The organism is Methylobacillus draconifructus (assembly GCF_045984355.1).
GTDB classification, from domain to species: Bacteria; Pseudomonadota; Gammaproteobacteria; order Burkholderiales; family Methylophilaceae; genus Methylobacillus; species Methylobacillus flagellatus_A.
Genome location: NZ_JBJQII010000005.1, coordinates 46,588 through 70,497 on the forward strand (window position 1 = coordinate 46,588; position 23,910 = coordinate 70,497).

A 23,910-nucleotide genomic window follows, 5' to 3' on the forward strand; every position below is an offset into this window, starting at 1 on the left:
ATGACTGCATCGCTTCCAAAACTGTATCTCAATTTGTATTGGCACATGCACCAGCCGGATTACCGCGACATCCTCAGCGGCGAATACGTGTTGCCATGGACTTACCTGCACGCCGTCAAGGATTACACCGACATGGCTTACCACCTGGAAAACAATCCGGATGCGCGGGTGAGCTTCAATTTCGTGCCGGTGCTGCTGGATCAGTTGGAGGATTATGTCGAACAGTTCGACAGCGGCGACATCCGTGACCCGTTGCTGGCGCTGCTCGCCAAGCGGGACATGAAGGCACTGACGCAGGATGAGCGCTGCCTGATCCTGCACAGCTGCTTCAAGGGCCACCATGAAAAAATGCTCGCGCCATTCCAGCATTACCAGTGTCTTTACAACATGTACGTCAAGCTCGAGCCGTACGGCAAGAGCATGTTCAATTACCTGTCGGGCCAATACATGGCCGACCTGATCGTGTGGTATCACCTGGCCTGGACCGGGGAGAGCGTGAGGCGCAGCCACCCGGAAGTGCAGGCGCTCATGAGCAAGGGCAGCCAGTTCACCCTGGAGGACAGGCAAACCCTGTTCAATGTGATTGCCGACCTGATCCGCAACCTGATCCCGCGTTATCGCGCGCTTGAGTCGGCAGGGCAGATCGAGATTTCCACCACGCCGCATTACCATCCCATCCTACCGTTGCTGCTGGACTTCCGTTCCACGCGCGACGCCATGCCATACGCGCCATTGCCGCATAGTCAGCACTATCCGAACGGCAAGCAGCGTGCCAAGGTTCATATCGAGGAGGCGCAGGCTTCGCACCGGCGCCGGTTCGGCAAACCGCCCATCGGCATGTGGCCTGCGGAAGGCGCAGTGTCGCACGAGGCGCTGACCTTGCTGGCCGAGCATGGCGTGCAGTGGGCCGCGACAGGCGAAGGGGTGCTGGCCAACAGCTTGTACAAGTCATTCGACGCCAGCGAACTGCCGCCGCGCCATGAATACCTGTACAAGCCTTACCGCGTCAGCAATGGCAAGGACCACATCATCTGCTTTTTCCGCGACGACCACCTGTCGGACAAGATCGGCTTCGAATATGCCAACCAGCATGCGGATAACGCCGTGGCGGATTTTATCGGCAGCCTTGAACATATCCATGCCCAGAACACTAGCGATCAGTCGCCCGTGGTCAGCATCATTCTCGACGGCGAAAATGCCTGGGAATACTATCCCTACAATGGCTACTACTTCCTGAGCCAGCTCTATGCGGCGTTAAGCCGGCACGAAAACATCATCATGGTCACGCCGAGCGAGCTGGCTGCCCAATCTCTCAAACCCGGTTCCCGCCTGCCGATGGGCGAATTGCCGGCAATAGCGGCGGGCAGCTGGGTCTACGGCAGCTTCAGCACCTGGATAGGCAGCACCGACAAGAACCGGGGCTGGGACCTGCTGTGCGAAGCCAAGGAGGCATTCGACGCCGTGATGCAGGAAGGGAAGCTGAGCGATGCCGAGGTCGAGGCCGCAAGCAGGCAATTGGCGATCTGCGAGGGATCGGACTGGTTCTGGTGGTTCGGCGACTACAACTCGGCATTGAGCGTGAGCAGCTTCGACCAATTATTCCGCCGCAACCTAGCCAACCTCTACAGCCTGCTCAAGCTGGAGGCGCCGGGAAGCGTGGGACAGGCCATCAGCAGCGGCTCGGAAGACGCCACTGCAGCCAATGCCGGCACCATGCGTCGCGGCCAGGCCGTGGAATCGTCGATTTAACACTCAATTTAACCCATAGAACGGGAGCAGGAATTGGCTAGAACTGTTGCGTTGTTGCTTGGCGTGCATGCCCACCAGCCGGTAGGCAATTTCGAGAGCGTGCTCGACGACGCCCATGCGAGGTGCTATGGGCCGTTCCTAAGGGTGATGCACGAATATCCAGCGTTCCATTTCGCCATCCATCTCAGCGGGTGGCTACTGGAATACATGCTCAAGCATTTTCCCGAAGACATGGCGTTGTTGCGGAAGATGGTGGAGCGCGGGCAGGCGGAGTTGTTCGGCGCCGGCTTTACGGAGCCTGTGCTGGCTTCCATCCCGGTGCAGGACCGGATCGGCCAGATCAACACCTTGTCGCATTTTCTCCGGCGCGAGCTGGGCGAGGCGCCGCAGGGCGCATGGCTGACGGAGCGGGTCTGGGAATCGGGCGTCGTGCCGGCGCTGGCGGATGCCGGCATCAGGTATGTTACCGTGGATGACTACCATTTCATGTGCGCGGGCAAGGATGCCGGCGCATTGAACGGGTTTTACACGACGGAGGAGGATAATCGCCATGTCGACCTGTTCCCCATTTCGGAAGCATTGCGCTACCGCGTGCCGTTCTCGCCTGCCGACGAGGTGGTGCGCTACCTTGAAAGCCTGGCAGGCCAAGAGGAAGACGGGCAGCCTGCCGCGGTGTATTTCGATGACATCGAGAAATTCGGTATCTGGCCTGAAACCTATCAATGGGTATACGAACGCGGATGGCTGCGCCAATTTGTCGAAGGCGTGCTCAATTCCGAAGTGATCAAGCCCATGCGCTATAACGACTATCATCAGCAGGCGCGGACGAAGGGCGTGATCTACCTGCCCACCACTTCCTACATCGAGATGAACGAATGGTCCTTGCCCGTGCCTGCGGCGCACCATTACGCCGACCTGGTGGCGCAGGAGCGGCAGCACCAGCGCTACGACATCACCAAGCCGTTCGTCCGGGGCGGCATCTGGCGCAACTTCCTTATGCGCTATCCCGAGTCCAATTGGATGCACAAGCGCATGCTGGGCCTTTCCCGGCGCTACCACAGCCTGGAACCGGCCTTGCAGACGGCCGAGATACTGAAGGTCCTGTATGAGGCGCAGGCGAACGATGCCTATTGGCATGGCCTGTTCGGCGGCTTGTATCTGCCGCACTTGCGGCGCGCGGTCTACCATGCGCTGATCAGGCTGGAAGCGTTGCTGGACCAGGTCGATAAACGCCAGGCTGAGCAGGTGCTGGACATCGACCTCGACGGCCATGACGAGCTTTTCGTCCAGAATGGCTTGCTGCAGGCGGTGGTCAAGCTGGATGAAACAGCGGCGATTGTCGAGCTTGACAGCTATGCGCTTAACCATAACTTTGGCGATACGCTGACCCGGCAGGCCGAACACTACCATCGCAAGATCCATGCCGCGCCGGAACATCACCATCAGGGCGGCGGGATTGCCAACCCGCACGAGCAAATGGGCGCCAAGCATGAAATCCTGCCCGGCGACCTGGAGACCGACGCCTATCGCAAGGCCTTGTTCCACGACAGCTGGCTGGACAGCGGCGCCAACATCCCGATTCGATACCGTCAGGACAGCGCTGCCAAGGCCGGGTTTTCCGGGTGGTTGCCAGGCGGTAATGCGGCTTTTCTGCGCAAACAGTATAAGCTCGAGCGCAATGCGTTGCGGGTAGCGTACCAGGCCCTGGATGTGGCCGGGGCGTCGGGCAGGCTGCGGGTCGAGATCAACCTGGCCATGCCGAGCTGCGATGGGCCAGCCGGGCGTTTCCGCCAAGGACATATCCTGGGCGGCTTCGGGCAGCCCCTCAGCCTGGACGACTGGCAGGAACTGTTCCTGGATGACGACGTGCTGGGCGGCGCCGTACACCTGCACAGCAGCGCTCCGGCCAGCTATTTCAGCTATCCGCATTTTTCCGTATCCCAGTCGGAAGCCGGGTTTGAAAAAATCATGCAGGCGGTGACGATCATGCTGGAGTGGCAGCTGGACCAGCTTGCTTCAGGAATCGAATTGAGTGTTGAAGTAATTAAAAACAAATAGTTATTGAATTTTATTAATCTTAATTATCGGAATGAGTTCAGGCGGCCATGGCTAAATTGAGCTTGGGTGTGGATATTGGCGGCACCAATCTCAGGGTGGGGGTGGTGCAAGACAGGAAAGTCATTCACGAACAAAGGTTTCCTGCGGACTTCTCATCCATCTGCAAACAGCATGCGCCTGCCATTGCCTTGCAGGAAATCCTCCGGATCAGCCTTTCCGCATTGCAGCAGGCGATCAAACTGTACCCCGGTGTTGGCGCTATCGGTATGGGTTTTCCCGGTTTCATCGATCCGCAGTCGGGCTACGTCATGCAGTCGCCCAACCTGCCAGGCTTGCGCAACGTGGATATCGCCGGCGAGCTGTCCCGTCTGGTCGGCCTGCCGGTCAAGATGGAAAACGATGCGCTGGTGGCAGCATTGGGCGAGTTCATGTTGCTCGAAGCCGCACCCCGCAGCATGGTCTATATCGGCCTCGGCACAGGGGTGGGGGGCGGGTTGATCCATGCCGCCAGGCCTTATCCAGGCGACCATGGCATCGCCATGGAGGTCGGGCACATCATCACGGAACCTGGCGGGCGCAAATGCGGCTGCGGCAACCATGGCTGCCTGGAGCAATACGCCGCCGCGCCAGGGGTCATTACGAGTTATGCGCTTGAGACGGGAGAGACACTCTCCGCCCGCGACATTGCGGACAGGGCGGCCCAGGGCGATGCCGCTGCCCTGGAGGCTTACGTCCTGGCCGGACAGCACCTGGGACGGGCCATCGCCCATATAGCCAAGATCCTGGACCCGCAACTGGTATTGATCGGAGGCGGCATGAGCCAGGCTTGGCCGTATTTTGCTCCTGCGATGCATGCCCAGCTCGACCAAGATTCGATTCCCGTGCTCAAGGGCAAGATCGACATCAAGGCATCCGGCAGCAGCGACCAGGCAGGGATTATCGGTGCAGCCCATCTCGTGCACGGCTGATATTGCATTGCCTGATTTTGCGGGCACTCCGATGTTCGTGCAGATGAAGCCGTCCAAATAAAAAAACGGCTATGGATTCCATAGCCGTTTTTGTTTGCCGAGATTTTGCTTTCCGGAAATTACGCTTTAGGTTTGCTGTCAGGCAGTTGCGCAATGATCTGGCAGGCCAGCGTGCTCCAGTAGGGCAGGGATTGCAAGGTCAGCATGGTGACCCACAGCTGCGCATCGAGGTTGCTGAAGCCGCGGGCGTAGAGCATCGCACCGGCGGAAACGATCAATGCCAGCAATAGCAGGACTTCCTCGCGGATAGGCGTGAGCAGCCCGAAGATGCTGCCCTTGACGGCCTTACCCTTGTTGGTGGTCTTGAATACGCCGCGTTTCTGGATCAGGCCCATCATGATGCCGCGCGCGATCGTATGGGAAAGGCCGAGGCCGGCCAGCGACGCGCCGAAGATGTCGGACCATTTGCAGTCCATGGTCTTGCGGTAGAGGATGGGGCCCAACGCGCCCTTGACCACCAGGAAGCACAGCACCGGCGTCAGCATGATGGAGACCGGCAGGCTGAACGACTTGGGGAAGGCCAGCATGGCCAGGGTCCAGCCGATCGAGCTCATGGTGAAGATCAGTTGCAGGCCGTCGCCGAGCCAGCCCAGCCAGCCGGTCAGGAAGTGGTAGCGCTGGCCGAAGCTGAGCGTGGACCTGCCCAGCAGCTTGGGCAGGTGGTGCTTGAGGATCTGCATGGCGCCGAAGGCCCAGCGGAAACGCTGCGACTTCAAGGCCTCGAAGTTGGCAGGCGTGAGGCCGCGGCCGAACACGCGGTCGATATAGCGCAGCTCGTAGCCGCCTTCCAGCAGGCGCAGGCCAAGTTCCGTATCCTCGCAGATGCACCACTCGGACCAGCCGCCGAGATCAACCAGTGCCTTGCGGCGCACCAGGGTCATGGTGCCGTGCTGGATGAGGGCGTTGCGTTCATGGCGATGGTGCATGCCGATACGGAAGAAACCCTCGAACTCCCAGTTGCTCATGCGGCGGAAGAAGTTGTTCTCGAATTCGCGGTGCGCCTGAGGCGCCTGCACCACGGCCACGCCTTGATCAGAGAAGTGCGGGATGAGCACTGCCAGCCAGTCGCGGGTGACGACGTAATCGGCATCCACCACGCCCACCACCTCAGCACGCGGGTCGGTCTCCTGCAGCGCGAAGTTGAGCGCGCCGGCCTTGAAGCCGGGCCATTGCGGCAAGTGGTAGAACTTGAAGTTGTCCGGTAGCCTGGACATGTACTCCTCGACCGGCTTCCACTTGCTCTCGTCCTTGGTGTTGTTGTCGATCACGAGGACTTCGTAATTGGTGTAATCGAGCTGCGCCAGGCTTTCAATGGTGGCGATTACCATCTCGGGCGGTTCGTTGTAGCAGGCGAGGTGGATGGAAACAAAAGCTTCCTGCTCCGCAGGCACCGGAACGGCGGGCTTGTAGCCCCTGATCCAGTAGCCCTTGAACATGACTTCGCTGAACTCCACGGCATAGGTCATCAGCACCGCTGTGGTCATGAGCAGTGCAAGAATCAAGGCGACCAGGATGATCATGTCGCGCAGCGAATAGTAATAATCTCCCGGCAGGTTCCAGGTGACTACGAGCACGGTGATGCAAGCCTGAAGCAGGATTGCCAGGGAAATCTGCGCCCCTGTGCCCCAAGTACGGAACCGCACTGCAATGATGAGGATGGGAATGAAGGCAAGCAGCGAGCCCCATAATGCCTTGGAGACCCAGCGCAAGTCCTTGGGCACGGCGCCGTGCAGGGAGTATTTCTCCTGGCGCTCCGCATCGAACATGCCCCAGTAAGCCCCGGCCCAGCCCTCGATCTTCACCTTCCAGGGCTGGTCTATGGCCTCCATGAGGTAGTAGTCGTAAGGTTCGAAAGCGGTCTTGGCGAGGAACTCGCGCACGAAACGGGCCTGGTTGACGTTGGAGGCGACGGAGGCATCGATGGTGGGGCCTTTGCTCGGCCAGCCGATTTCACCGATGACGATCTTCTTGCGCGGATATTTGTCGATCAGCTCCTGATACCGTTCCAGCGCGTAATCCACGGCTTTCTCGGCAGGCAGGCCCTCATGGTAGGGCAGCAGGTGCACCGTGATGAAGTCTACGTGCTTGACCAGCTGGGGGTAGCGTAGCCAGACGTGCCACGGCTCCGCTGTAGAGACCGGCACGCGCGAGGTGCGGCGCGCTTCTTCCAGGTAGGCGATCATTTCGTCCACCGTGAGGTCGGCGCGCAGGATGGCCTCGTTGCCGACGATGATGCGTTCGATATTGGGATATACCGCCGTCCTTGCCAGCAAGGCTTCCAGTTCGCGCTGATTGTCCTCATGCTCGGGGCCCAGCCACGCTCCCGCTGTCACCTTGAGTCCCAGTCTGGCGGCAAGGGCGGTGGTTTCGGGGTTTTCCAGCGCGCCGTAGATACGGATGCGGTTGGTGTACTTCTTCATGAGCTCCAGGTCTTTCAATATCTCCGTGGTGCTGGGATATTTACGTTCCTGGGGGCTTTGCCCGATTTGGTAGCCGCTGTAGGCGAAGCCGTTGACGATGGGCGGCGCGTCGATCAGCGGCAACGCCCGGTTGATGATCTCCCAAATGCCGAAATGCAGCAGGGTGACTGCCAATGCAATGATCAGGGCTTTGCTGTATTTATTGATGAATTTCATATCGTTGTCTTTGGTTTTTTACTATTGACGCCAGACGCCCCCTCAAACCCTGGCTCCCTTGCGCGGCCAGCTCGCATATGCGAGCAAGGCGACTACGCCTAGCCATAAGAGTGCGTGCGTGTTCAGCGGTTCCAAGATCAGGCAAATCAATGCTGTCGCCAGCGCGATGATGTTGAGCTTGCGATACCGGCCGAACGTGGTGCGATGCAGCAATCCCAGCAAGGCCAGGCCGATGGCGTATTGCAGCGCCGGCAGGGCGTAAAGCGCCAGCGGGAAATTGCGGTAGCGGCCGTCTATCGTATAGATGACGTAGCCGATCATGGGGTGCAGTTCGACATCGCGCGGGATGAAGCTCATTTTCGGGATCAGCAGGAAGCTGGTGACCATGCCGGCGAGCACGAGCACGAACAACAGGCTATGCGCCAGCTTGTTTTGCCCGCGCGCGATCAAGGCGGGTAAGTTGAGCAGGGCAACGATGCCGGCCAAGCTGATGCCGGCCAGCACGATCCACTCCATCGTGTCCCGGCTGGCGGCAAGCAGGTAGCCCCACTGTACGTACGCGGTGGCCCCGGTCAGGATGCCAAGCGAGCCCATCGCCAGCAGGGCGGGCAGCCTGCGCTCCTTGCGCGCCAGGGTGAGGATGACGAATACCGCCAAGCCGGTCAGGGCCCAGATCAATGGCTGGAGGCCGTCGCGGCGCTCCGCTACCGGCCCCTTGAATTCGAACTTGCTCTCCAGGTCGGTATCGTAAAGGCCCCAGTAACCGCCGACCGTGCCTTCAAGGTCGCGTTTCCATGGCTGGTCGATGGCCTCGATCAGGTTGTAGTTCCAGTTCTTGTCGTGCGCAGTCTGCACGAATTGGCGCAGGTAGGATGCCTGGTTGACCAGGCTGGGCACCGAGGCGTTGCGGTGCTTGCCGACCGACGGCCAGCCGGTCTCGCCGATGAACAAAGGCTTGGAGAAGGTCTTGCCCATGGTCTCCATGACGAACTCTGCATGAGGGATCGCATTGTCTATGCTCTGCGGGTCGTCCTCCCAGTAGGGCAGGACGTGCACGGTGATATAGTCCACGGCCTGCTCCAGGCGGGGATGCTTGAGCCAGAATTCCCAGACGTCGGCATAGGTGACAGGGACCTCGGTGCTTGCCTGGGCCTGCTGCAGGTAGGCGATCATCACATCCTCGGTCTGCTCCTTGCGCAGCAGCACCTCGTTGCCGATGATCAGGCCCTTGACCGTGTCGGGATAACGGTTCGCCAGCTCGATCGCCAGCTCGACCTCCTTGTCGTTCTCGAGCTTGACGTAACCTATCCATGCGCCCAGCAATACCTTCATGCCGAGCTTGGACGCGGCTTCGGGAACATAGTCCAGGCCCTGCTTGACGGAATAGGTGCGTACGCAGTCGAAACGTTCCGAGAGCAGGCGCAGATCGCGCTCTATCCTGGACTTGTCAGCCACCGTGGTGGCGATGAAAGGGGTTTCTCCCTTGCCGTAATAAGGCGCGTAGGAAACGCAGTTGAGCTTGCCGTTGGCCGGCAGTTCAGGGTCAGGCAATGCAACCGGCTGGTTTTGCTGCCAGAACCAGTGCGCCAACAATGCAATTAACAGAAGGTTGAAGATACTGTATCGCCACAAGGCAGCAGTTTTTAGCATGTTTTGGTATGAATTTATGTTGGTATTGTTGGAGAGTCGCGAAAGCCGCGTTCGGTCAGCGATTTTGCGACGGACTATATTAAAGCACCTCGCCAGCAAATACAAAAAGGCAGCCTGTTTGAGACCTGTCCAGCATGGGATTGGTTGCACCGGCCTGGCAGGAAATATTTGCCCGGGCTTGCAGAGATGACATATATACGCGTTACAATAGCCTGCTATTGCCACAAGAATCAGAGTCCTTCGGATGAAAAAAGTAATAATCGTTTCGGCCATGCTGGCTTTTTCCGGCCTGGCTCAAGCAAAACCAGCGTTTACCGGCGTCAACTACACCGGCCTTTACGAATGCAAGGGGGAAAACTCCTCCATTGGCGCTTACGACCTCGTTGTTGCATTGCGCCTCAACCGCGTGAGCAGCCATGGCAAGTTCGGCGCCTATTACTATGAAACCGAAACCGTGAACTCCACGGTCTACCATGGCCAGGCGGTGGTCATCGGCAACCGCATGGCAATCAGTTTCAATATCCGCGACAAGAAGAACAACGTGGATCACAGCACCGGCCTCGCCACGATCAAGAAGGTAGGCAAGGACAGGTGGAGCTTCCGCAAGGAATATTTCGAGCCCGACGACAGCGGCGGCAGCTACGGTACCGAAGAGTGCGTCATGAAGGTGCTGACCCCCGAGGAAAAGGAAGCCCTGGAGAAGAAGAGCCAGGAAAAAACGCCTCCCAAACCCGCAGCGACAGCGCCGCGCAGCAGCAAGCCACAATAATGAAACAGGCCCGAAAGGGCCTGTTTCATTATCAGCATGCGGTATCAGCGAGCGAACAATTGGCTGGCTTTTGCCGGCCGGACGTCCAACTCCTGCAGCATTCCGGCAAAGCCGGGGCCGGAAAACACTTCATATTCAATTGGGCGGGCCTGCCGGATCGGGTCCGTGCCGTCGGTGCCAGCCAGTCCGGGATGGCACATCAGGGCGCACAGGCGTCCCGCTCCGATTTCCTTGCCTGCCATGGCAAGCCATCTCCTCAGCTGCTTTTGGTAGGTGGCCGCGCTGCTATCAAACGCATAGACGCCCAACAAGGTGTCGGTAACGGCAAATCCGCGGCTTAATGCCTGCTTGCGCATCGCCCAGCTTCCTAAAGCCGAGATTACCCAGCCTTTCACGCCGTCATGCGCGGGATGCGAAATCCTAATCCACGGCAGTTTCCCGGCATAGCGAGATTGCAGCTCGTCCAGTAATGCGTCGCGCACCTGCGGTAGCTGGTGCACATGTTGGTGGCCATCGACATAATCCGGGGCGCTGTTCATTTCACGCTCGAAAGCGTCCAGTTGCTGCGCGATCGTGGCCTTTAGCTGCTGAGGGTCCAGACTTTTCAGCAAGCTGCGCATGACCAATTGCGGATGCGGGTGCCGCACGGGCAGGGAATAGGTAGTGAAATCCAGGTGCAGGCCGATGTCGGCCTGTTGCCTGACCTCAGGGGTGATGGCTGCGGCTGCTTCACGCCAGCGCGGGCTGAGGCTCAGGCATGAGGTGGCGGTCAGGCGCCCCATGCGGATAAGGTCTAGGATGCCGTGGTCGATAGCCGGCCCCTGGGCATAATCGTCCGCACTGATGATCAACGGGATGGCCATTTCAAGCTCCTTTCTTGAACGCCCAGAAACGGCTCAGCAGGTACGTCGATGCGGCCACGACCACCATCACGGCCGCCAAGGCCAGCCAGAAGGGAAGCTGGCTGAAGCGCAGCAGGCTCAGCAGCAGGAGCTGGTTGCCGGCAAACCCGGCGCAGGCCACCAGCAGGAAGCGGGGCAGGGCGTATCCGTGCGTATTGCCGCTGCCTGCAAACGACAAGGCATGATGACCGATATAACTCACCGGGAAAGCCAGTAGGAAGGCGAGGAAGTTTGCCAGGCCGGGACTGAACTCAAGCCAGCCTTCGAGAACAATGGCGCTGAGGTAGTGCACCAGCGCGGCGACGGCGCCGACAATGGTGAACCACGAGACCGAGCGGGCATCCGTGCGAGCGCTCATGACTGCGGCGGCTCGTTCTGGTAAGCGGCGGAGACTTCGGCGACGATATAAGGAGGGCGCCCCTTCACTTCGTCGTAAATGCGCGCGATGTATTCGCCGAGGATGCCGATGAACAGCAATTGCACTCCGGAAAAGAACATCAGGCTGGCCACTACGGTGGGCCAGCCCGGGATGGATTCATGGAAGAACATTTTTTCCAGGATCACCCAGATGCCGTAAATAAAGGCCAGCAAGGCCAGCAATCCGCCGACCGCGCTCGCCAGGCGCAACGGGATGACCGAGAAGCTGGTGATGCCAGTCCAGGCCAGCTGCATGAGCTTGAGGCGGGAAAAGGTGCTGACGCCGTGGCTGCGCGGGAGCGGGGTGTAGGGAATGCCGATGGATTTGTAGCCAACCCAGGCGTACATCCCCTTCATGAAGCGGTTGCGCTCGGGCAGGTTGCGCAGCGCGTCCACCACATTGCGGTTCATGAGGCGGAAATCCCCGGCATCGCGCGGGATGGTGATGCGCTCGCCCAGGGTCATGATTTCATAGAACACCTTGGAACCCCACCGCTTGAAGCCTGATTCGACATGCCGATCCTGGCGTACAGCATAGACCATATCATAGCCTTCGCGCCATTTTTCCAGCATCTCGCCGATCAGGGAGGAGGAATGCTGGCCGTCGGCATCCATGCAGATCACGATATCGCCGCCGGCATATTCCAGCCCGGCGGTAATCGCGTATTCCTTGCCGAAATTGCGTGAGAAGCGTACCAGCGTGGCGCGCAAATACGCAGGCAGGCCGCGCACGATATCGGCGGTCTTGTCGCGGCTGCCGTCGTCGATGACGACGATGTCCCAATGCGGGCTCAGGGTGGCGAGCTGGTTGGCAATGTTTTCGACAGTCGAGGTGATCGCCGCGGCCTCATTGAAGGCGGGCACGATCACGCTGATGTGGGGATTGGATTGGCTACGGTCTGTTGTCATCAATACGCCCTCGCGTTTCAACGGCAGTTGGGTTCAATGTGCGCTGCCCGGGATGCGGGGCTTGCGCTGGTGTGCCAGGAGCTGGCGCCGGTCCTTCACCACGGCGAGGATTACGCCCATGCGCTCCACCTCGCCGATGATGCTGCCTTTCATGACATCGTCGCATCCCATGTTGGTTGTGGAAAGATAAAAGTCCGCCGCTTCCCAGTTCTTGGTGACGCTGAAGCGTTGGTCAAGGTATGCGGTTCCCTGGATATTCTCGGCGCAGACTGCGACCAGGTAGGGCACGATATTGCCGTCGGCGTCGCGCTTGGGCTTGGACGATATTTCCTCTTCCAATATGTCGGCCGCCTCGCGCAGGCTGCTGGACCAGTAATCGCCTTCCCATTCCTCTTCCGCCTCGGCCATGGTGCCGGCCAGGTTGTTGTAGTAGATATATTCATAGGGGTGCAAGCGCCACAGCGTAGTCACCGTCAACAGGCATAGCGCGGCGCAGGCAATGCCCAGCCCCCAGCGTACGCGCGGCCATCTGTGCAGTGCATCCCAGCTCAAGGAGAGCCCCAAACCTGCCAATACCGCGATCGGCGGCACGACGAAGGTGAAGTGCCGGATGCCGTTGTAGAGCGCAGGCTTGTCGATGACATTGAACGCGATCGGAAACAACGCGGCGATGAGCACCGCCAGCCAAGGGAGGAGCTTGCCACGATGGGCGGACAGCTTGTTCAGGTGCAGTGCCGCGACCGCCGCCAGGCCAACCAGCCCGAGCAGGAAGACTTCAGGCAGGCGCACCAGCAGGTAGGCGGGCAGGTAATAGCGCGGCACGTCGCCTATCGGCATCACCCTGCCGTCCATGATGGTGAGCATATTGAATGCGAAATGCGAGAACGACTTGGCCGCCAGCAGGGGGTGGTCTGGCGACATCACGCCCCAAGGCCAGAAAACCGCCATGAGGATAAAGGCGGTGATTCCCGCGGGCACCAGGCGGATCACGCTATCCAGCCAGTAACTTAAGCGGGCTTTCCAGCCCGTCGCATTGACCAACCCGGCCAGGCCCAGCAGCAAAAGCAGGTAGATCACGGCAAATGCGCCGCCGATACGTAGCCCCAGCGCGCAACCGACCGCGATGCCGAGCTTGACCGATAGCTTGAGCGGCGGGCGCGGCAGCTTTTCCATGACCAGCATGGTGTAATACAGGGCCCAGGCCATGCAGGTGGCAAAAGGCACGTCCTTGGTATGGGTGAACATCGCGCCGGACCAGGCGCCCGTGATGGCAAGCAGCAATACCGTGAAAAAGCCCGCACGCTCGCCGCCCAGCCGCCGCGCGATCTTATAGGCTGCGACAATCCCGGCGAGGCCGAACAGGGCGGACAGCAGGTGCCGCATGTCCCATACCCAGATCGGCAGGATACGCTCGAGCAAGGCTGCGATCAGGTCGAACAGGCCGCCGTAGAGAAAGAGGTTGCGGTATTCGAATGCGGACCTGTCGGTGAAGCCGGAGCTATAGAAGTTGAGCAGCAGGCGGCCATAGATATGCTGGACCTCTTCGTCGTTGCTGATGCCGTATTGGAAGAAAGTGAAGGCAATAAAAAGGCCCAGGGCTGCAAACAGCGCTAGGCTCAAGCGGCGAAACACGAGAGGCGTGAACATGTGCCGGTCTTTATCGGATTTTGGAGCGGCGATTATACAATCGGGCCGGATTTTTTTATTACGGTCGGATAAATAAATTTCAGTCGTGGTTTTATCGCTGGTTTCCATGCCGGTTCAACGCCCAGGCCACGTGCTCACGGACCAGTTCAGAGGGGTCGTTGCGCCTTTGTTCCAGCGCCTCGACCACCTCGGGCGTCGTGGCGGCATTGCCCAATCCCACCGCGATATTGCGCAGCCATTGGACATGGCCGATGCGGTAGATGGCGCTGCCGGCCATCTTCTCCTTGAAAGTGGCTTCGTCCCATTTAAACAGCTCCACCAGGCTGATGTTGTCCAGGCCGTGGCGAACCTGGAAATCAGCTTGCTGCGTCACCTGGGCAAAACGATTCCAGGGACAAGTCAGTTGACAATCGTCGCAGCCGTAGACGCGGTTGCCGATCAGCGGCCGCAAATTTTCGGGAATGCTCTCCTTGAGCTCGATGGTGAGGTAGGAGATGCAGCGCCTCGCGTCCACCTGGTAAGGCGCGACGATCGCCTGCGTCGGGCAGACGTCGATGCAGGCGGTGCACTTGCCGCAATGGCCGGATATGGGCTCGTCTACGGGCAAAGGCAGGTCGGTGTAGATTTCGCCGAGAAAGAACCACGAGCCGGCAGTCCTCGACAGCAACAGGGTATGCTTGCCGCGCCAGCCCAGGCCGGCCTTCTGCGCCAGCTCGACCTCGAGCACAGGCGCGCTGTCGGTGAATACGCGGTAGCCGAACTCGCCCACCTGTTGGGCGATCATCTCGCTGAGCTTCTGCAAGCGGTTGCGCAACACTTTATGATAGTCGCGCCCCAGCGTGTAGCGTGAAATGAAAGCCATTCTGGAGTCCTGCATCACCTCTTCGCTGTCGCGCGCTCTTGGCGGCATGTAATCCATACGTGCGGAAATGATGCGGATGGTGCCCGGCACCAATTCCGCGGGCCGGGTGCGTTTCTCTCCATGTTTTGCCATATAATCCATGGCACCATGGAAACCTTGGGCGATCCATTCCCTGTGGCGCGGCTCGGCGGCCGACAGATCGGTATCGGTAATGCCGACCTGTCCGAACCCCAGCTCCAGCCCCCAGCGCTTGATATCCGCAGCGAGGGATTCCCAGTTGTTTAAAGTTTGAGACATATGAGTGAGAATTTTACACTGGCCTTGGCCGATGAGGCAGCGACGTTGGCATTGGGCGCCAAGCTCGCCCAGGTGCTGACGCCCGGGATCAATATCTACCTGCATGGAGACCTGGGCGCAGGGAAGACCACGCTGGTGCGCGGCATATTGCGCGCGCTGGGCCACGAAGGCAAGGTCAAGAGCCCGACTTATACATTGGTTGAACCTTACACGGTTTCTAGATTAAACTTATATCACTTTGATTTGTACAGGTTTGTTGATCCGGAAGAGTGGGACGCTGCCGGATTCAGAGATTATTTCAACCCGGAGTCCCTATGCCTGGTCGAATGGCCGGAGAAGGCCCAGGAGCTGTTGCCTGCGCCTGACATCGATATCCGCCTCCAGCCCGAAGGGCAGGGCCGGCGGGTAATAGCAAGCGCCAATACTGATTCAGGAAAGCAATGCCTCACAAAACTCGACCTTATTTCCTAGCTTGCCTGCTGGGGTGGATGTTCGCCCTGGGCCTATTATCTGCCTATGCTGCCGACATCATCCAAGTTTCTGCGGCACGGGTCTGGCCTGCCGAGGACTACACGCGTATCACGCTGGAAACCAGCAAACCGGTCAGCCACAGCATGGTCATGCTGAAAGACCCCGAACGCCTGGTGCTGGACCTGGACAATGTCGAGCTTGGCGCCGTGCTCAAGGGTCTAGGCGAGAAAATCAACCCGAACGATCCCTATATCCGCCAGGTGCGCGTGGGCAACTTCAAGCCCGGCACCGTCCGCATCGTGGTCGACCTCAAGGCGGAAATCAAGCCGCAGGTCTTCACCTTGCCTCCCGCCGGCGAATACAAGGACAGGCTGGTGCTGGACATTTACCCGGCCCAGGACCCCTTGATGGCCATGCTGGAGCAGCGCGGCAAGCCGGAGAATGCGCAGGCTCCTTTACCCGAACTGCAGGTGGCCCCGGAATCCCCGGCTATCGCCGATGTTACTCCCGACGTCGCGCCCGGCTCGCCTTCCGCCGACAAGCCAGCCGCAGTGGTCGCGCCTCCGAGCAATAAAAAGCCCGATGCGCGCATACTCACCATTGCCATCGATGCCGGTCATGGCGGCGAAGACCCGGGCGCCAAGGGCGCCAAAGGCTCTTACGAGAAAAACGTGACGCTGGCGATTGCGAAGAAGCTGAAAACCGCGATCGATGCCGAGCCCAATATGCGCGGTGTGCTGACGCGCGACGGCGATTACTTTATTCCCTTGCACGGCCGCGTCGTCAAGGCGAGGAAGATGCAGGCGGACTTGTTCGTCTCCATCCACGCCGATGCGGCATTGAGCGCGCAGGCACGCGGTTCATCGGTGTTCGCATTGTCGGAGACAGGCGCCACTAGTGCCATGGCGCGGCTGCTGGCGCAGCGCGAGAACGAATCCGACCTGATCGGCGGGGTGAGCCTGGGCGTCAAGGACCCCAACCTGGCCCGCACCTTGCTCGACCTCTCTCAGACCGCCACCATCAACGACAGCCTCAAGCTCGGCAAGCTGGTGCTGGACCATATGGGTACCATCAATACCCTGCACAAGCGCCATGTCGAGCAGGCCGGGTTCGCGGTGCTGAAGTCCCCGGATATTCCCTCCATCTTGGTCGAAACTGCCTTCATCACCAACCCCGAGGAGGAGCGCAAGCTCAACGACAGCGCGCACCAGGACAAGCTGGTGAGCTCCATCCTCTCGGGAATCAAGAAATATTTCGCGGCGAATCCGCCCTTGGCCAAAACCAGAATGGTAGAAAAATAAACATGCAAATCAGTTTTCTTGGCGCCGCCGGGACAGTGACAGGCTCCAAGCACCTCGTGACCAGCGGCAACCGCCGCATTCTGGTCGATTGCGGATTGTTCCAGGGATTGAAGGTGCTGCGCCTGAAGAACTGGGCCAGGCTGCCGGTCGACCCGGCGACGATAGACGCCGTGATGCTGACCCATGCGCACATCGACCATACGGGATACCTGCCGTTGCTGGTCAAGCAAGGCTTCCGCGGCAAGGTCTATTGCAGCGAAGTCACCTTGTCGCTGTGCCAGCTGTTGCTGCGCGACTCGGCCCACCTGCAGGAGGAAGAGGCGCGCTACGCCAACAAGCGCGGCTATTCCAAGCACAAGCCGGCCTTGCCGCTCTACACCAAGGAAGATGCCGAGGCGGCATTGGAGCACCTGGTTGCCATACCCCTGGGACAAGATACCGAAATCCTGGACGGCATCACCGTCAAACTACAGCTTGCGGGGCATATCCTCGGCGCATGCACGGTGCTGCTGAAGGACGAGCAGACCTCCGTCCTGTTCTCAGGCGACCTCGGGCGCATGGAGGACCCGTTGCTTTATGCGCCCACGCCGCCCGAGGCGGCAGACTACCTCGTGGTGGAATCGACCTACGGCAACCGGCTGCACGAGAAAGCCGCGCCCGAAACCCAGTTGGCAGAGGTCATCAACCGTACCGCCAAGCGCGGCGGCATTGTGCTGGTGCCCGTGTTTGCCGTCGGGCGGGCGCAGGAAGTGCTGTACTACATACACAAGATCAAGCAGGAGGGGCTGATCCCCGACCTCCCGGTTTACTTGAACAGCCCGATGGCGGTGGATGCGACGCTGATTTTCCTTACCCACCATGCCCAGCACAAGCTCAATGCGGCGCAGTGCCGGGAGCTGGCGAAGGTCGCCAAGGTGGTGAGCACCATCGAGGAGTCGATGTCATTGAACGAATTGCGCGAGCCTGCCATCATTCTGGCCGCGAGCGGCATGGCGTCCGGCGGGCGCGTGGTGCACCACCTCAAGGCGCTCGGTCCCGACCCGCGCAATACCGTGCTGTTCGCCGGTTTCCAGGCGGCCGGGACCAGGGGTGCGGCGCTGCTTGACGGAGCGGAAAGCGTCAAGATCCATGGCGAGTACGTGCCGATGCGCGCAGAGGTAGCCTCGATAGACAACTTGTCCGCGCATGCCGACTATCAGGAGATCATGCAATGGCTGTCGCAATGCCCGCACCCGCCGAAGCAGACCTTTATCGTGCATGGTGAACCTGTCGCCGCGGATGCACTCAGACACAGGATAGAAGAGGAAAAGCAATGGAATGTCATGGTTCCCGAGTATTTGCAAACCGTGGAACTCAATGGCAAATAGGGGCTTTGCTGCCGGGTCCACCGACCAGCGGCACGACAGGCCCTAGCCGGCAAACCCAGGCTGGCACAAAAGGTGCGTACCAAAAGTACGTGAATGCGGTAACCGAGGAACAATGCAATGAGTAAATATGCGCTGTACATCAAGTTGGAAGCACGCCCGGAAAAGCGGCAAGAGCTTGAAATTTTTCTGAAAAAAACCCTGCCCGTGGTCAAGGAAGAGGATGAAACCAAGACCTGGTACGCCTTCAAGGCGGCAGAAAACATTTATGTGATTTTCGACACCTTCAGCAGCCAGTACGGCCGCGATGCCCATTTGCAGGGCAAGGCGGTGGAGGCGCTGCGTCAGGTGTCGGACGACCTGCTGGTGCGTCCTCCCGAGTTCGTGCCGGTCGATCTGCTGGCGCAGAAGGTCGGCCTGGAGACGGAAGTGGTGGGCGATACCGACGTCAAGAAATACGGCCTGCGCTTCATCGACGGCCTATAAACAGCCGGGACATTAGCCTGGCATGGCGTGCCGGGGTAGAATAGGTAGCTTGATTGTCCTTGAAGCCTGCCGCGCCCCAGTATGCCATCCATCAAGCTATTACCAGACCAGTTAATCAGCCAGATCGCCGCGGGCGAAGTGGTCGAGCGGCCAGCGTCCGCGCTCAAGGAAATTCTGGAAAACAGCCTGGATGCAGGCAGCAGCGATATTGCCGTGGCATTGCAGTCGGGCGGCATCAAGCAGATCAAGGTCACGGACAATGGCGGGGGCATCGCGCACGACGAGCTGCGCCTGGCATTGACCCGCCACGCCACTAGCAAGATTGCCAGCCTGGAAGACCTTGAATGCGTCGCCAGCCTGGGCTTCCGCGGCGAGGCCCTGGCGAGCATCGCCGCGATTTCCCGTACCCAGATCACCAGTTGCCACCCAGATGAAAAGCATGCCTGGCGCATTGCTTCCGAAGGCTCTTTCCTGACCGATATCGAGCCTGCGGCACTGGACGCCGGCACTATAGTCGATATCCAGGACCTGTATTTCAATACGCCCGCGCGGCGCAAATTCCTCAAGACTGAAAACACCGAGTTCGGACATTGCGAGGAGGCGTTCCGCCGCGTGGCGCTGTCGCGTCCGGATGTGAATATGCTCCTGCAGCATAACGGCCGCGCCGTCGCCCGGCTTGCCGCAGGCAGCGCGGAAAAGCGGTTCGAGGACATCCTGGGCCGGGATTTTGCCTCCGAGGCGTTTTACCTCGACGAGTCGGCCGCTGGGCTCAGGCTTTGGGGCATGGCCGCCAAGCCGACTTTCTCGCGCCATGCGCGTGATACGCAGTATGTCTATGTCAACGGGCGTTTCGTGCGCGACAAACTGATCAGCCATGCTATACGACAGGCTTACCAGGATGTATTGCATCACGACCGCCATCCGGCATTCGTCCTGTTCCTGGAGCTTGACCCGGCCCTGGTGGACGTCAACGTCCACCCGAGCAAGACCGAGGTGCGCTTCCGCGACGGACAGTCGGTGCACCGTTTCATTTTCCACGCGCTCAATAAGTCACTGGCAGCGCCGGTGGGGCTTCCCGGCTCCCTGGTCCCTGGCATTGCCCCTCCCACAGCCGGCGGGCAAACGGCGGAGTCGACGCCTGTGGCCAGCTATCCGCGCTTCCAGAGCAATATCAACCTTCGTGCCAACGAGGCTTCCAGCCATTTTTACCAAACCCTGTTCGGCAATTTGCAGCAGCAGGCAACGCCCGTTGCAGAGCTGGCCGTTGATGGCGACGGCGCGTCGCAGCCGTCTCCTTTGGCCGCTACGGTCCAAGCCAGGGCTGAAGCGGAAGATTTCCCGCTGGGATTCGCCGTGGCGCAGATCCATGGCGTTTATATCCTCGCCCAGAACAAGCTGGGGCTGATCGTCGTAGACATGCATGCCGCGCACGAGCGCATCATGTACGAAAAACTCAAGAATGCGCTGGATGCCAGCCGTGTCGCCATGCAGCCCTTGTTGCTGCCAGTGAGTTTCCATGCCGACCGGCTGGAGGTTGCGACCGTACAGGAGCAGCAGTCGCTTGCTGAAAACGGCCTGGCCCAGCTTGGATTCGACATTGCCGTGCTGTCGCCGGCGACGCTGGCAGTGCGCGCCATCCCGGTCATGCTCAAGGATGCCGACGCGGTCGCCCTCGCGCGGGACGTGCTGGCCGACTTGCGGCAATACGGCGCCAGCCGCGCGTTCACCGAGCGCCGCAATGAACTGCTCGGCACCATGGCCTGCCATGCCGCGGTAAGGGCCAACCGCATACTCACCGTTCCCGAAATGAACGCGCTGTTGCGCGACATGGAGGCCACCGAACGTTCCGGGCAGTGCAACCATGGCCGGCCGACCTGGTTCCAGATGACCATGGGCGAGCTGGACAAGATGTTCATGCGCGGAAAATAGCTTGCTGCGTATTAAGTTCATAAGTACCGCATTGAGCATGCCCGTTTCCCATCCTCCCGCCATCTTCCTCATGGGGCCGACTGCCAGCGGCAAAACCGGCCTCGCGGTGGAGCTGGTGCAATCCATGCCGCTGGAAATCATCAGCGTCGATTCGGCCCTGGTTTACCAGGATATGGACATAGGTACGGCTAAGCCGGAGGCGGACATACTGCAGCAGGCGCCTCATCACTTGATCGATGTGATCGATCCCATGCAAGCGTATTCTGCCGCGCAGTTCCGCGCTGATGCCTTGCGCCTGATGGCGGAGATCGCAGACAGGGGCAGGGTGCCGTTACTGGTCGGCGGCACCATGCTGTACTTCCGCGCATTGGAGCAAGGCTTGAGCGGTTTGCCGGAAGCCGATGCCGGGGTCCGTGCAGAACTGGATCGGGAGGCGGCCGGGATAGGCTGGCCGGGCATGCATGCCGCACTTGCCGCGATAGACCCGGAAACCGCTGCGCGATTGCAGCCGACGGATTCGCAACGCATACAGCGTGCGCTGGAAGTGTACCGGTTGACGGGGCAGACCATGACGGCCCTGCACCGGCAGCAGGCTGCCGAAACCCTGCCTTACCGCCTGCTCAAGATCGCCCTGCAGCCCTCGGACCGCTCCGTGCTGCATGCGCGGATTGCCGAGCGCTTCACTGCCATGATGCAGGGCGGCTTGCTGGAGGAAGTGCAGGGGCTGTTGAAAAAATACCCGGGCCTGCGCCCGGACATGACCTCCATGCGCTGCGTGGGCTACCGGCAGACGCTGGAATATATCGCGGGCAATATTGGCTACGAGGAATGGAAAGCGCAGGGCATTGCCGCCACGCGTCAGCTTGCCAAGCGCCAGCTCACCTGGCTGCGCGGCATGGACGACACCCTGATTCTGGACTGCCTGGCGCCGGACTTGTACGGCCAGGCGCAGCGCGCGATCAGCGAGTTCCTGTCGGCAGTCTAGGAGGACTTCGCCAGCTGGCGGATGCGCTCGGCGGCTTCCATGCATTCAGCCAGTGACGCGACCAGCGCAATGCGGATGAAGCCATGCCCGGGGTTGACGCCGTGCGCCTCGCGCGCGAGGAAACTGCCCGGCAGAACCGTGACGTTGTAGTCGCGGTATAGCCGCAACGCGAAGTCCGTATCCGGTTGGCCGGTATAGGCCCAGAGGTAGAAGGCGGCGTCCGGCAGTTCCACATCCAATACCTCCTGCAATACCGGCGTGACGGCGGCGAATTTCTCCGCATACAGGCGGCGGTTTTCCACCACGTGCACTTCGTCCTGCCAGGCTGCGACGCTGGCGGCCTGCACGGCAGGGTTCATGGCGCAGCCGTGGTAGGTGCGGTAGAGCAGGAATTTCTCGAGGATTTTCGCATCGCCCGCGACGAAGCCCGAGCGCATGCCCGGCACGTTGGAGCGCTTGGACAGCGAGCTGAACACCACCAGGCGGCTGTAGTCGCGTCCGAGCAGGCGCGCGGCCTGCAATGCGCCCAACGGCGGCTCGGTTTCGTCGAAATAGATTTCCGAATAGCATTCGTCAGCGGCGATCACGAAGCCGTAGCGGTCGGAGAGGGCGAATATCTCTTTCCATTGCTCCAGGCTCAATACCTTGCCGGATGGGTTGCCGGGCGAGCAGACGTACACGAGCTGCGTGCGTTGCAGGACGCTTTCCGGCACGGTTTCGAACGCCATGCCGAAATCATTGCCGGGCAGGGTGTTGAGGAAATAGGGCTCCGCTCCCGCCAGCAATGCCGCGCCTTCGTATATCTGGTAGAAGGGATTGGGGCTGATCACTACGGGCTGCGGCAGGCTGCTGTCGATCACGGTTTGCGCGAATGCGAACAGGGCTTCGCGGCTGCCGTTGACCGGGATGATCTCGGTATCCGGGTTCAGTGCAGGGATCTGGTAGCGTTTCGCGATCCAGCTGGAAATCGCCTCGCGCAGCTTGGCAATGCCGAGCGTGGTGGGGTAGGTGGCAAGGCCGGCCAGGTTGTCGGCCAGCGCCGAGGAAACCAAGGCCGGCGTGGCATGCTTGGGTTCGCCAATGGATAAATTGATCGGCTGGTATTCCGGGTTGGGAGCAGTGCCTGCAAACAGGTCGCGCAGGCGCTGGAAAGGATAGGGCTGCAGTTTGTAGAGGTCAGGATTCATGGGGAGCATTATAAACCCTGATGCTCTTTGGCAATAGTTGTGCGCGGGCAATAGCCGTACGCACCGGCGCTAGGCGCCGAATTCCCCCTTCGCGCTTTCGTTCGTGAACCTGATCTTGAGCGACAAGTCGTTGCGCGAATCGGCGCTTGCCAGCGCATTGCCTTCCGAGATGTCGCCTTGGCTGAAGAGCTCGAACAGGGACTGGTCGAAGGTGCGCATGCCGATGTCCTGGTTGTTGGCCATGACTTCCTTCACCTCTTCCAGCTTGGACTTGAGGATAAGCTCGGCAATGTAGGGCGTATTGATGAGCACTTCCGTGGCGACGACGCGCTTGGCTTTGATCCCGGGAACCAGGCGCTGGGAAATGATCGCCGCCAGGTTGAGCGAGAGGCTGAGCTGTATGCCTTGCTTGCCGTCCGGCGGGAAGAACGACAGGATGCGCTCGAGCGCTTGGTTGGCGTTGTTGGCATGCAATGTAGCCAGGCAGAGGTGGCCGGTCTCGGAATACGAAATCGCGTGCTTCATGGTTTCCATGTCGCGGATCTCGCCAATGAGGATGACGTCAGGCGCTTGCCGCATGGCGTTCTTCAGGCCATTCTCGAAGCTCAGGGTATCGATGCCGATTTCGCGTTGGTCCACGACGGATTTCTTATGGTCGTGGATAAACTCGATCGGGTCTTCCAGTGTCAGGATGTGGCCATCGCGGCTGGCGTTGCGATGGTCGATCATGGAGGCAAGCGTCGTGGATTTTCCCGAGCCGGTCGCACCCACCACCAGGATCAGTCCGCGCTGGCGCATGATGAGCTCGTTCAATACGGGAGGCAGCCCCAGGCTTTGCAGGCTGGGGATGATGTGCTTGATATAGCGGACCACCATCGCCACCTCGCCGCGCTGGCGGAAGACATTGATGCGGAAGCGCCCAAGGCCATGCAGGCTGAGGGCAAAATTCATCTCCAGCGTCTGTTCGAATTCCTTTTGCTGGGCTGGCGACATCAGGGCATAGGCAATTTCCTTCACCATGCCCGGGGCCATGACCTGGGCATTGATCGGGATGGTCTGACCTTCGATGTCGATATGGATGGCGGTGCCGGTACTGAAGAATAGGTCGGAGCCGTTTTTATCGACCATGAACTTGAGTATGGGGGTGATGTCGATTGCCGCCATGTTGCCTTCCTGATTTTTGTTTGTGCCTACTGTATCACAAGGCGCAGGCTCCATGCTGGTGCGCGCATTGCATCGCAGGCCGGCGTCCGCACCAATTCC

The 23,910-nt window shown here is 60.0% G+C and carries 19 protein-coding genes; 10 read left to right on the plus strand and 9 right to left on the minus strand.

The features are described from left to right. From ACJSDX_RS11405 to ACJSDX_RS11415, 3 genes are read left to right on the plus strand one after another with little or no spacing between them, the layout of a single operon-like run. Complete coding sequence (locus ACJSDX_RS11405; protein ID WP_407994789.1) at positions 1 to 1,749, plus strand: glycoside hydrolase family 57 protein; 1,749 nt, start codon at positions 1 to 3, stop codon at positions 1,747 to 1,749. A 33-nt stretch (positions 1,750 to 1,782) separates the two neighbouring features. Next, on the plus strand, positions 1,783 to 3,807 hold the full coding sequence (locus ACJSDX_RS11410) for an alpha-amylase/4-alpha-glucanotransferase domain-containing protein (RefSeq protein ID WP_407994790.1): 2,025 nt from the start codon (positions 1,783 to 1,785) through the stop codon (positions 3,805 to 3,807). Positions 3,808 to 3,854: 47 nt separating this feature from the next. Continuing rightward, complete coding sequence (locus tag ACJSDX_RS11415) at positions 3,855 to 4,775, plus strand: ROK family protein (protein ID WP_407994791.1); 921 nt, start codon at positions 3,855 to 3,857, stop codon at positions 4,773 to 4,775. A gap of 119 nt (positions 4,776 to 4,894) precedes the next feature. Here the strand turns inward: ACJSDX_RS11415 and ACJSDX_RS11420 are convergent, their stop codons facing one another. Both ACJSDX_RS11420 and ACJSDX_RS11425 read right to left on the minus strand, forming a co-directional pair. Next, a complete protein-coding gene (locus ACJSDX_RS11420; RefSeq protein ID WP_309565204.1) occupies positions 4,895 to 7,471 on the minus strand; it encodes a glycosyltransferase in 2,577 nt (858 codons plus the stop codon). Positions 7,472 to 7,513: 42 nt separating this feature from the next. Continuing rightward, positions 7,514 to 9,121, minus strand: a complete 1,608-nt coding sequence (locus tag ACJSDX_RS11425; RefSeq protein ID WP_407994792.1) for a glycoside hydrolase family 17 protein — start codon at positions 9,119 to 9,121, stop codon at positions 7,514 to 7,516. A 244-nt stretch (positions 9,122 to 9,365) separates the two neighbouring features. On the opposite strand from ACJSDX_RS11425, the gene ACJSDX_RS11430 reads away from it, so the two are divergent. After that, positions 9,366 to 9,890, plus strand: a complete 525-nt coding sequence (locus tag ACJSDX_RS11430; RefSeq protein WP_309565206.1) for a hypothetical protein — start codon at positions 9,366 to 9,368, stop codon at positions 9,888 to 9,890. Between the two features lie 44 nt (positions 9,891 to 9,934). On the opposite strand, the gene ACJSDX_RS11435 is transcribed toward ACJSDX_RS11430, so the two are convergent. The 5 genes from ACJSDX_RS11435 to queG form a co-directional block, all read right to left on the minus strand. Continuing rightward, on the minus strand, positions 9,935 to 10,753 hold the full coding sequence (locus ACJSDX_RS11435) for a ChbG/HpnK family deacetylase (protein ID WP_407994793.1): 819 nt from the start codon (positions 10,751 to 10,753) through the stop codon (positions 9,935 to 9,937). Between the two features lies 1 nt (position 10,754). Next, positions 10,755 to 11,150 carry a GtrA family protein gene (locus ACJSDX_RS11440; RefSeq protein ID WP_407994794.1) on the minus strand — a complete coding sequence of 132 codons (396 nt, stop codon included), beginning with the start codon at positions 11,148 to 11,150 and terminating at the stop codon, positions 10,755 to 10,757. Further along, positions 11,147 to 12,118 (minus strand): glycosyltransferase family 2 protein, encoded by a 972-nt coding sequence (locus ACJSDX_RS11445; protein ID WP_407994795.1) that lies wholly within the window; start codon positions 12,116 to 12,118, stop codon positions 11,147 to 11,149. Before ACJSDX_RS11445 ends, ACJSDX_RS11440 begins: the two co-directional genes overlap by 4 nt. A 33-nt stretch (positions 12,119 to 12,151) precedes the next feature. Then, positions 12,152 to 13,765: an ArnT family glycosyltransferase gene (locus ACJSDX_RS11450; protein WP_407994796.1), complete on the minus strand. Its 1,614-nt coding sequence runs from the start codon at positions 13,763 to 13,765 to the stop codon at positions 12,152 to 12,154. A 91-nt stretch (positions 13,766 to 13,856) separates the two neighbouring features. After that, complete coding sequence (queG, locus tag ACJSDX_RS11455) at positions 13,857 to 14,924, minus strand: tRNA epoxyqueuosine(34) reductase QueG (RefSeq protein WP_407994797.1); 1,068 nt, start codon at positions 14,922 to 14,924, stop codon at positions 13,857 to 13,859. Between queG and tsaE the strand changes: the two genes are divergently transcribed. The 6 genes from tsaE to miaA all read left to right on the plus strand — a co-directional run bounded on the left by tsaE (position 14,925) and on the right by miaA (position 21,460). Beyond that, positions 14,925 to 15,395 carry a tRNA (adenosine(37)-N6)-threonylcarbamoyltransferase complex ATPase subunit type 1 TsaE gene (gene tsaE / locus ACJSDX_RS11460; RefSeq protein ID WP_407994798.1) on the plus strand — a complete coding sequence of 157 codons (471 nt, stop codon included), beginning with the start codon at positions 14,925 to 14,927 and terminating at the stop codon, positions 15,393 to 15,395. It abuts the gene before it with no gap. Continuing rightward, entirely contained in the window at positions 15,365 to 16,696 is a 1,332-nt protein-coding gene (locus ACJSDX_RS11465; protein WP_407994799.1) for an N-acetylmuramoyl-L-alanine amidase, read from the plus strand. Before tsaE ends, ACJSDX_RS11465 begins: the two co-directional genes overlap by 31 nt. A 2-nt stretch (positions 16,697 to 16,698) precedes the next feature. Further along, positions 16,699 to 18,063 carry an MBL fold metallo-hydrolase RNA specificity domain-containing protein gene (locus ACJSDX_RS11470; RefSeq protein ID WP_407994800.1) on the plus strand — a complete coding sequence of 455 codons (1,365 nt, stop codon included), beginning with the start codon at positions 16,699 to 16,701 and terminating at the stop codon, positions 18,061 to 18,063. Between the two features lie 117 nt (positions 18,064 to 18,180). Beyond that, positions 18,181 to 18,546, plus strand: a complete 366-nt coding sequence (locus tag ACJSDX_RS11475; protein WP_309565214.1) for a putative quinol monooxygenase — start codon at positions 18,181 to 18,183, stop codon at positions 18,544 to 18,546. A gap of 81 nt (positions 18,547 to 18,627) precedes the next feature. Further along, complete coding sequence (mutL, locus tag ACJSDX_RS11480) at positions 18,628 to 20,475, plus strand: DNA mismatch repair endonuclease MutL (protein WP_407994801.1); 1,848 nt, start codon at positions 18,628 to 18,630, stop codon at positions 20,473 to 20,475. A 37-nt stretch (positions 20,476 to 20,512) separates the two neighbouring features. Further along, a complete protein-coding gene (miaA, locus tag ACJSDX_RS11485) occupies positions 20,513 to 21,460 on the plus strand; it encodes a tRNA (adenosine(37)-N6)-dimethylallyltransferase MiaA (protein WP_407994802.1) in 948 nt (315 codons plus the stop codon). On the opposite strand, the gene dapC is transcribed toward miaA, so the two are convergent. Both dapC and ACJSDX_RS11495 read right to left on the minus strand, forming a co-directional pair. After that, the gene (gene dapC, locus ACJSDX_RS11490; RefSeq protein ID WP_407994803.1) at positions 21,457 to 22,647 is read right to left on the minus strand and encodes a succinyldiaminopimelate transaminase; all 1,191 of its coding nucleotides are present in this window, start codon (positions 22,645 to 22,647) and stop codon (positions 21,457 to 21,459) included. The two genes, miaA and dapC, sit on opposite strands and share 4 nt — an antisense overlap. 69 nt (positions 22,648 to 22,716) lie before the next feature. After that, positions 22,717 to 23,811, minus strand: coding sequence for a PilT/PilU family type 4a pilus ATPase (locus ACJSDX_RS11495; RefSeq protein WP_407994804.1), 1,095 nt, complete (start codon positions 23,809 to 23,811; stop codon positions 22,717 to 22,719). Positions 23,812 to 23,910: the final 99 nt, after the last annotated feature.

Excerpts from the sequence above, each read along its gene's own strand:
- ACJSDX_RS11405 (WP_407994789.1), top strand. The coding sequence starts at position 1 with ATGACTGCATCGCTTCCAAAACTGTATCTCAATTTGTATTGGCACATG.
- ACJSDX_RS11415 (WP_407994791.1), top strand. The coding sequence starts at position 3,855 with ATGGCTAAATTGAGCTTGGGTGTGGATATTGGCGGCACCAATCTCAGG.
- ACJSDX_RS11420 (WP_309565204.1), bottom strand. The coding sequence starts at position 7,471 with ATGAAATTCATCAATAAATACAGCAAAGCCCTGATCATTGCATTGGCA.
- ACJSDX_RS11425 (WP_407994792.1), bottom strand. The coding sequence starts at position 9,121 with ATGCTAAAAACTGCTGCCTTGTGGCGATACAGTATCTTCAACCTTCTG.
- ACJSDX_RS11430 (WP_309565206.1), top strand. The coding sequence starts at position 9,366 with ATGAAAAAAGTAATAATCGTTTCGGCCATGCTGGCTTTTTCCGGCCTG.
- ACJSDX_RS11435 (WP_407994793.1), bottom strand. The coding sequence starts at position 10,753 with ATGGCCATCCCGTTGATCATCAGTGCGGACGATTATGCCCAGGGGCCG.
- ACJSDX_RS11440 (WP_407994794.1), bottom strand. The coding sequence starts at position 11,150 with ATGAGCGCTCGCACGGATGCCCGCTCGGTCTCGTGGTTCACCATTGTC.
- ACJSDX_RS11445 (WP_407994795.1), bottom strand. The coding sequence starts at position 12,118 with ATGACAACAGACCGTAGCCAATCCAATCCCCACATCAGCGTGATCGTG.
- ACJSDX_RS11450 (WP_407994796.1), bottom strand. The coding sequence starts at position 13,765 with ATGTTCACGCCTCTCGTGTTTCGCCGCTTGAGCCTAGCGCTGTTTGCA.
- queG (WP_407994797.1), bottom strand. The coding sequence starts at position 14,924 with ATGTCTCAAACTTTAAACAACTGGGAATCCCTCGCTGCGGATATCAAG.
- tsaE (WP_407994798.1), top strand. The coding sequence starts at position 14,925 with ATGAGTGAGAATTTTACACTGGCCTTGGCCGATGAGGCAGCGACGTTG.
- ACJSDX_RS11465 (WP_407994799.1), top strand. The coding sequence starts at position 15,365 with ATGCCTCACAAAACTCGACCTTATTTCCTAGCTTGCCTGCTGGGGTGG.
- ACJSDX_RS11470 (WP_407994800.1), top strand. The coding sequence starts at position 16,699 with ATGCAAATCAGTTTTCTTGGCGCCGCCGGGACAGTGACAGGCTCCAAG.
- ACJSDX_RS11475 (WP_309565214.1), top strand. The coding sequence starts at position 18,181 with ATGAGTAAATATGCGCTGTACATCAAGTTGGAAGCACGCCCGGAAAAG.
- mutL (WP_407994801.1), top strand. The coding sequence starts at position 18,628 with ATGCCATCCATCAAGCTATTACCAGACCAGTTAATCAGCCAGATCGCC.
- miaA (WP_407994802.1), top strand. The coding sequence starts at position 20,513 with ATGCCCGTTTCCCATCCTCCCGCCATCTTCCTCATGGGGCCGACTGCC.
- dapC (WP_407994803.1), bottom strand. The coding sequence starts at position 22,647 with ATGAATCCTGACCTCTACAAACTGCAGCCCTATCCTTTCCAGCGCCTG.
- ACJSDX_RS11495 (WP_407994804.1), bottom strand. The coding sequence starts at position 23,811 with ATGGCGGCAATCGACATCACCCCCATACTCAAGTTCATGGTCGATAAA.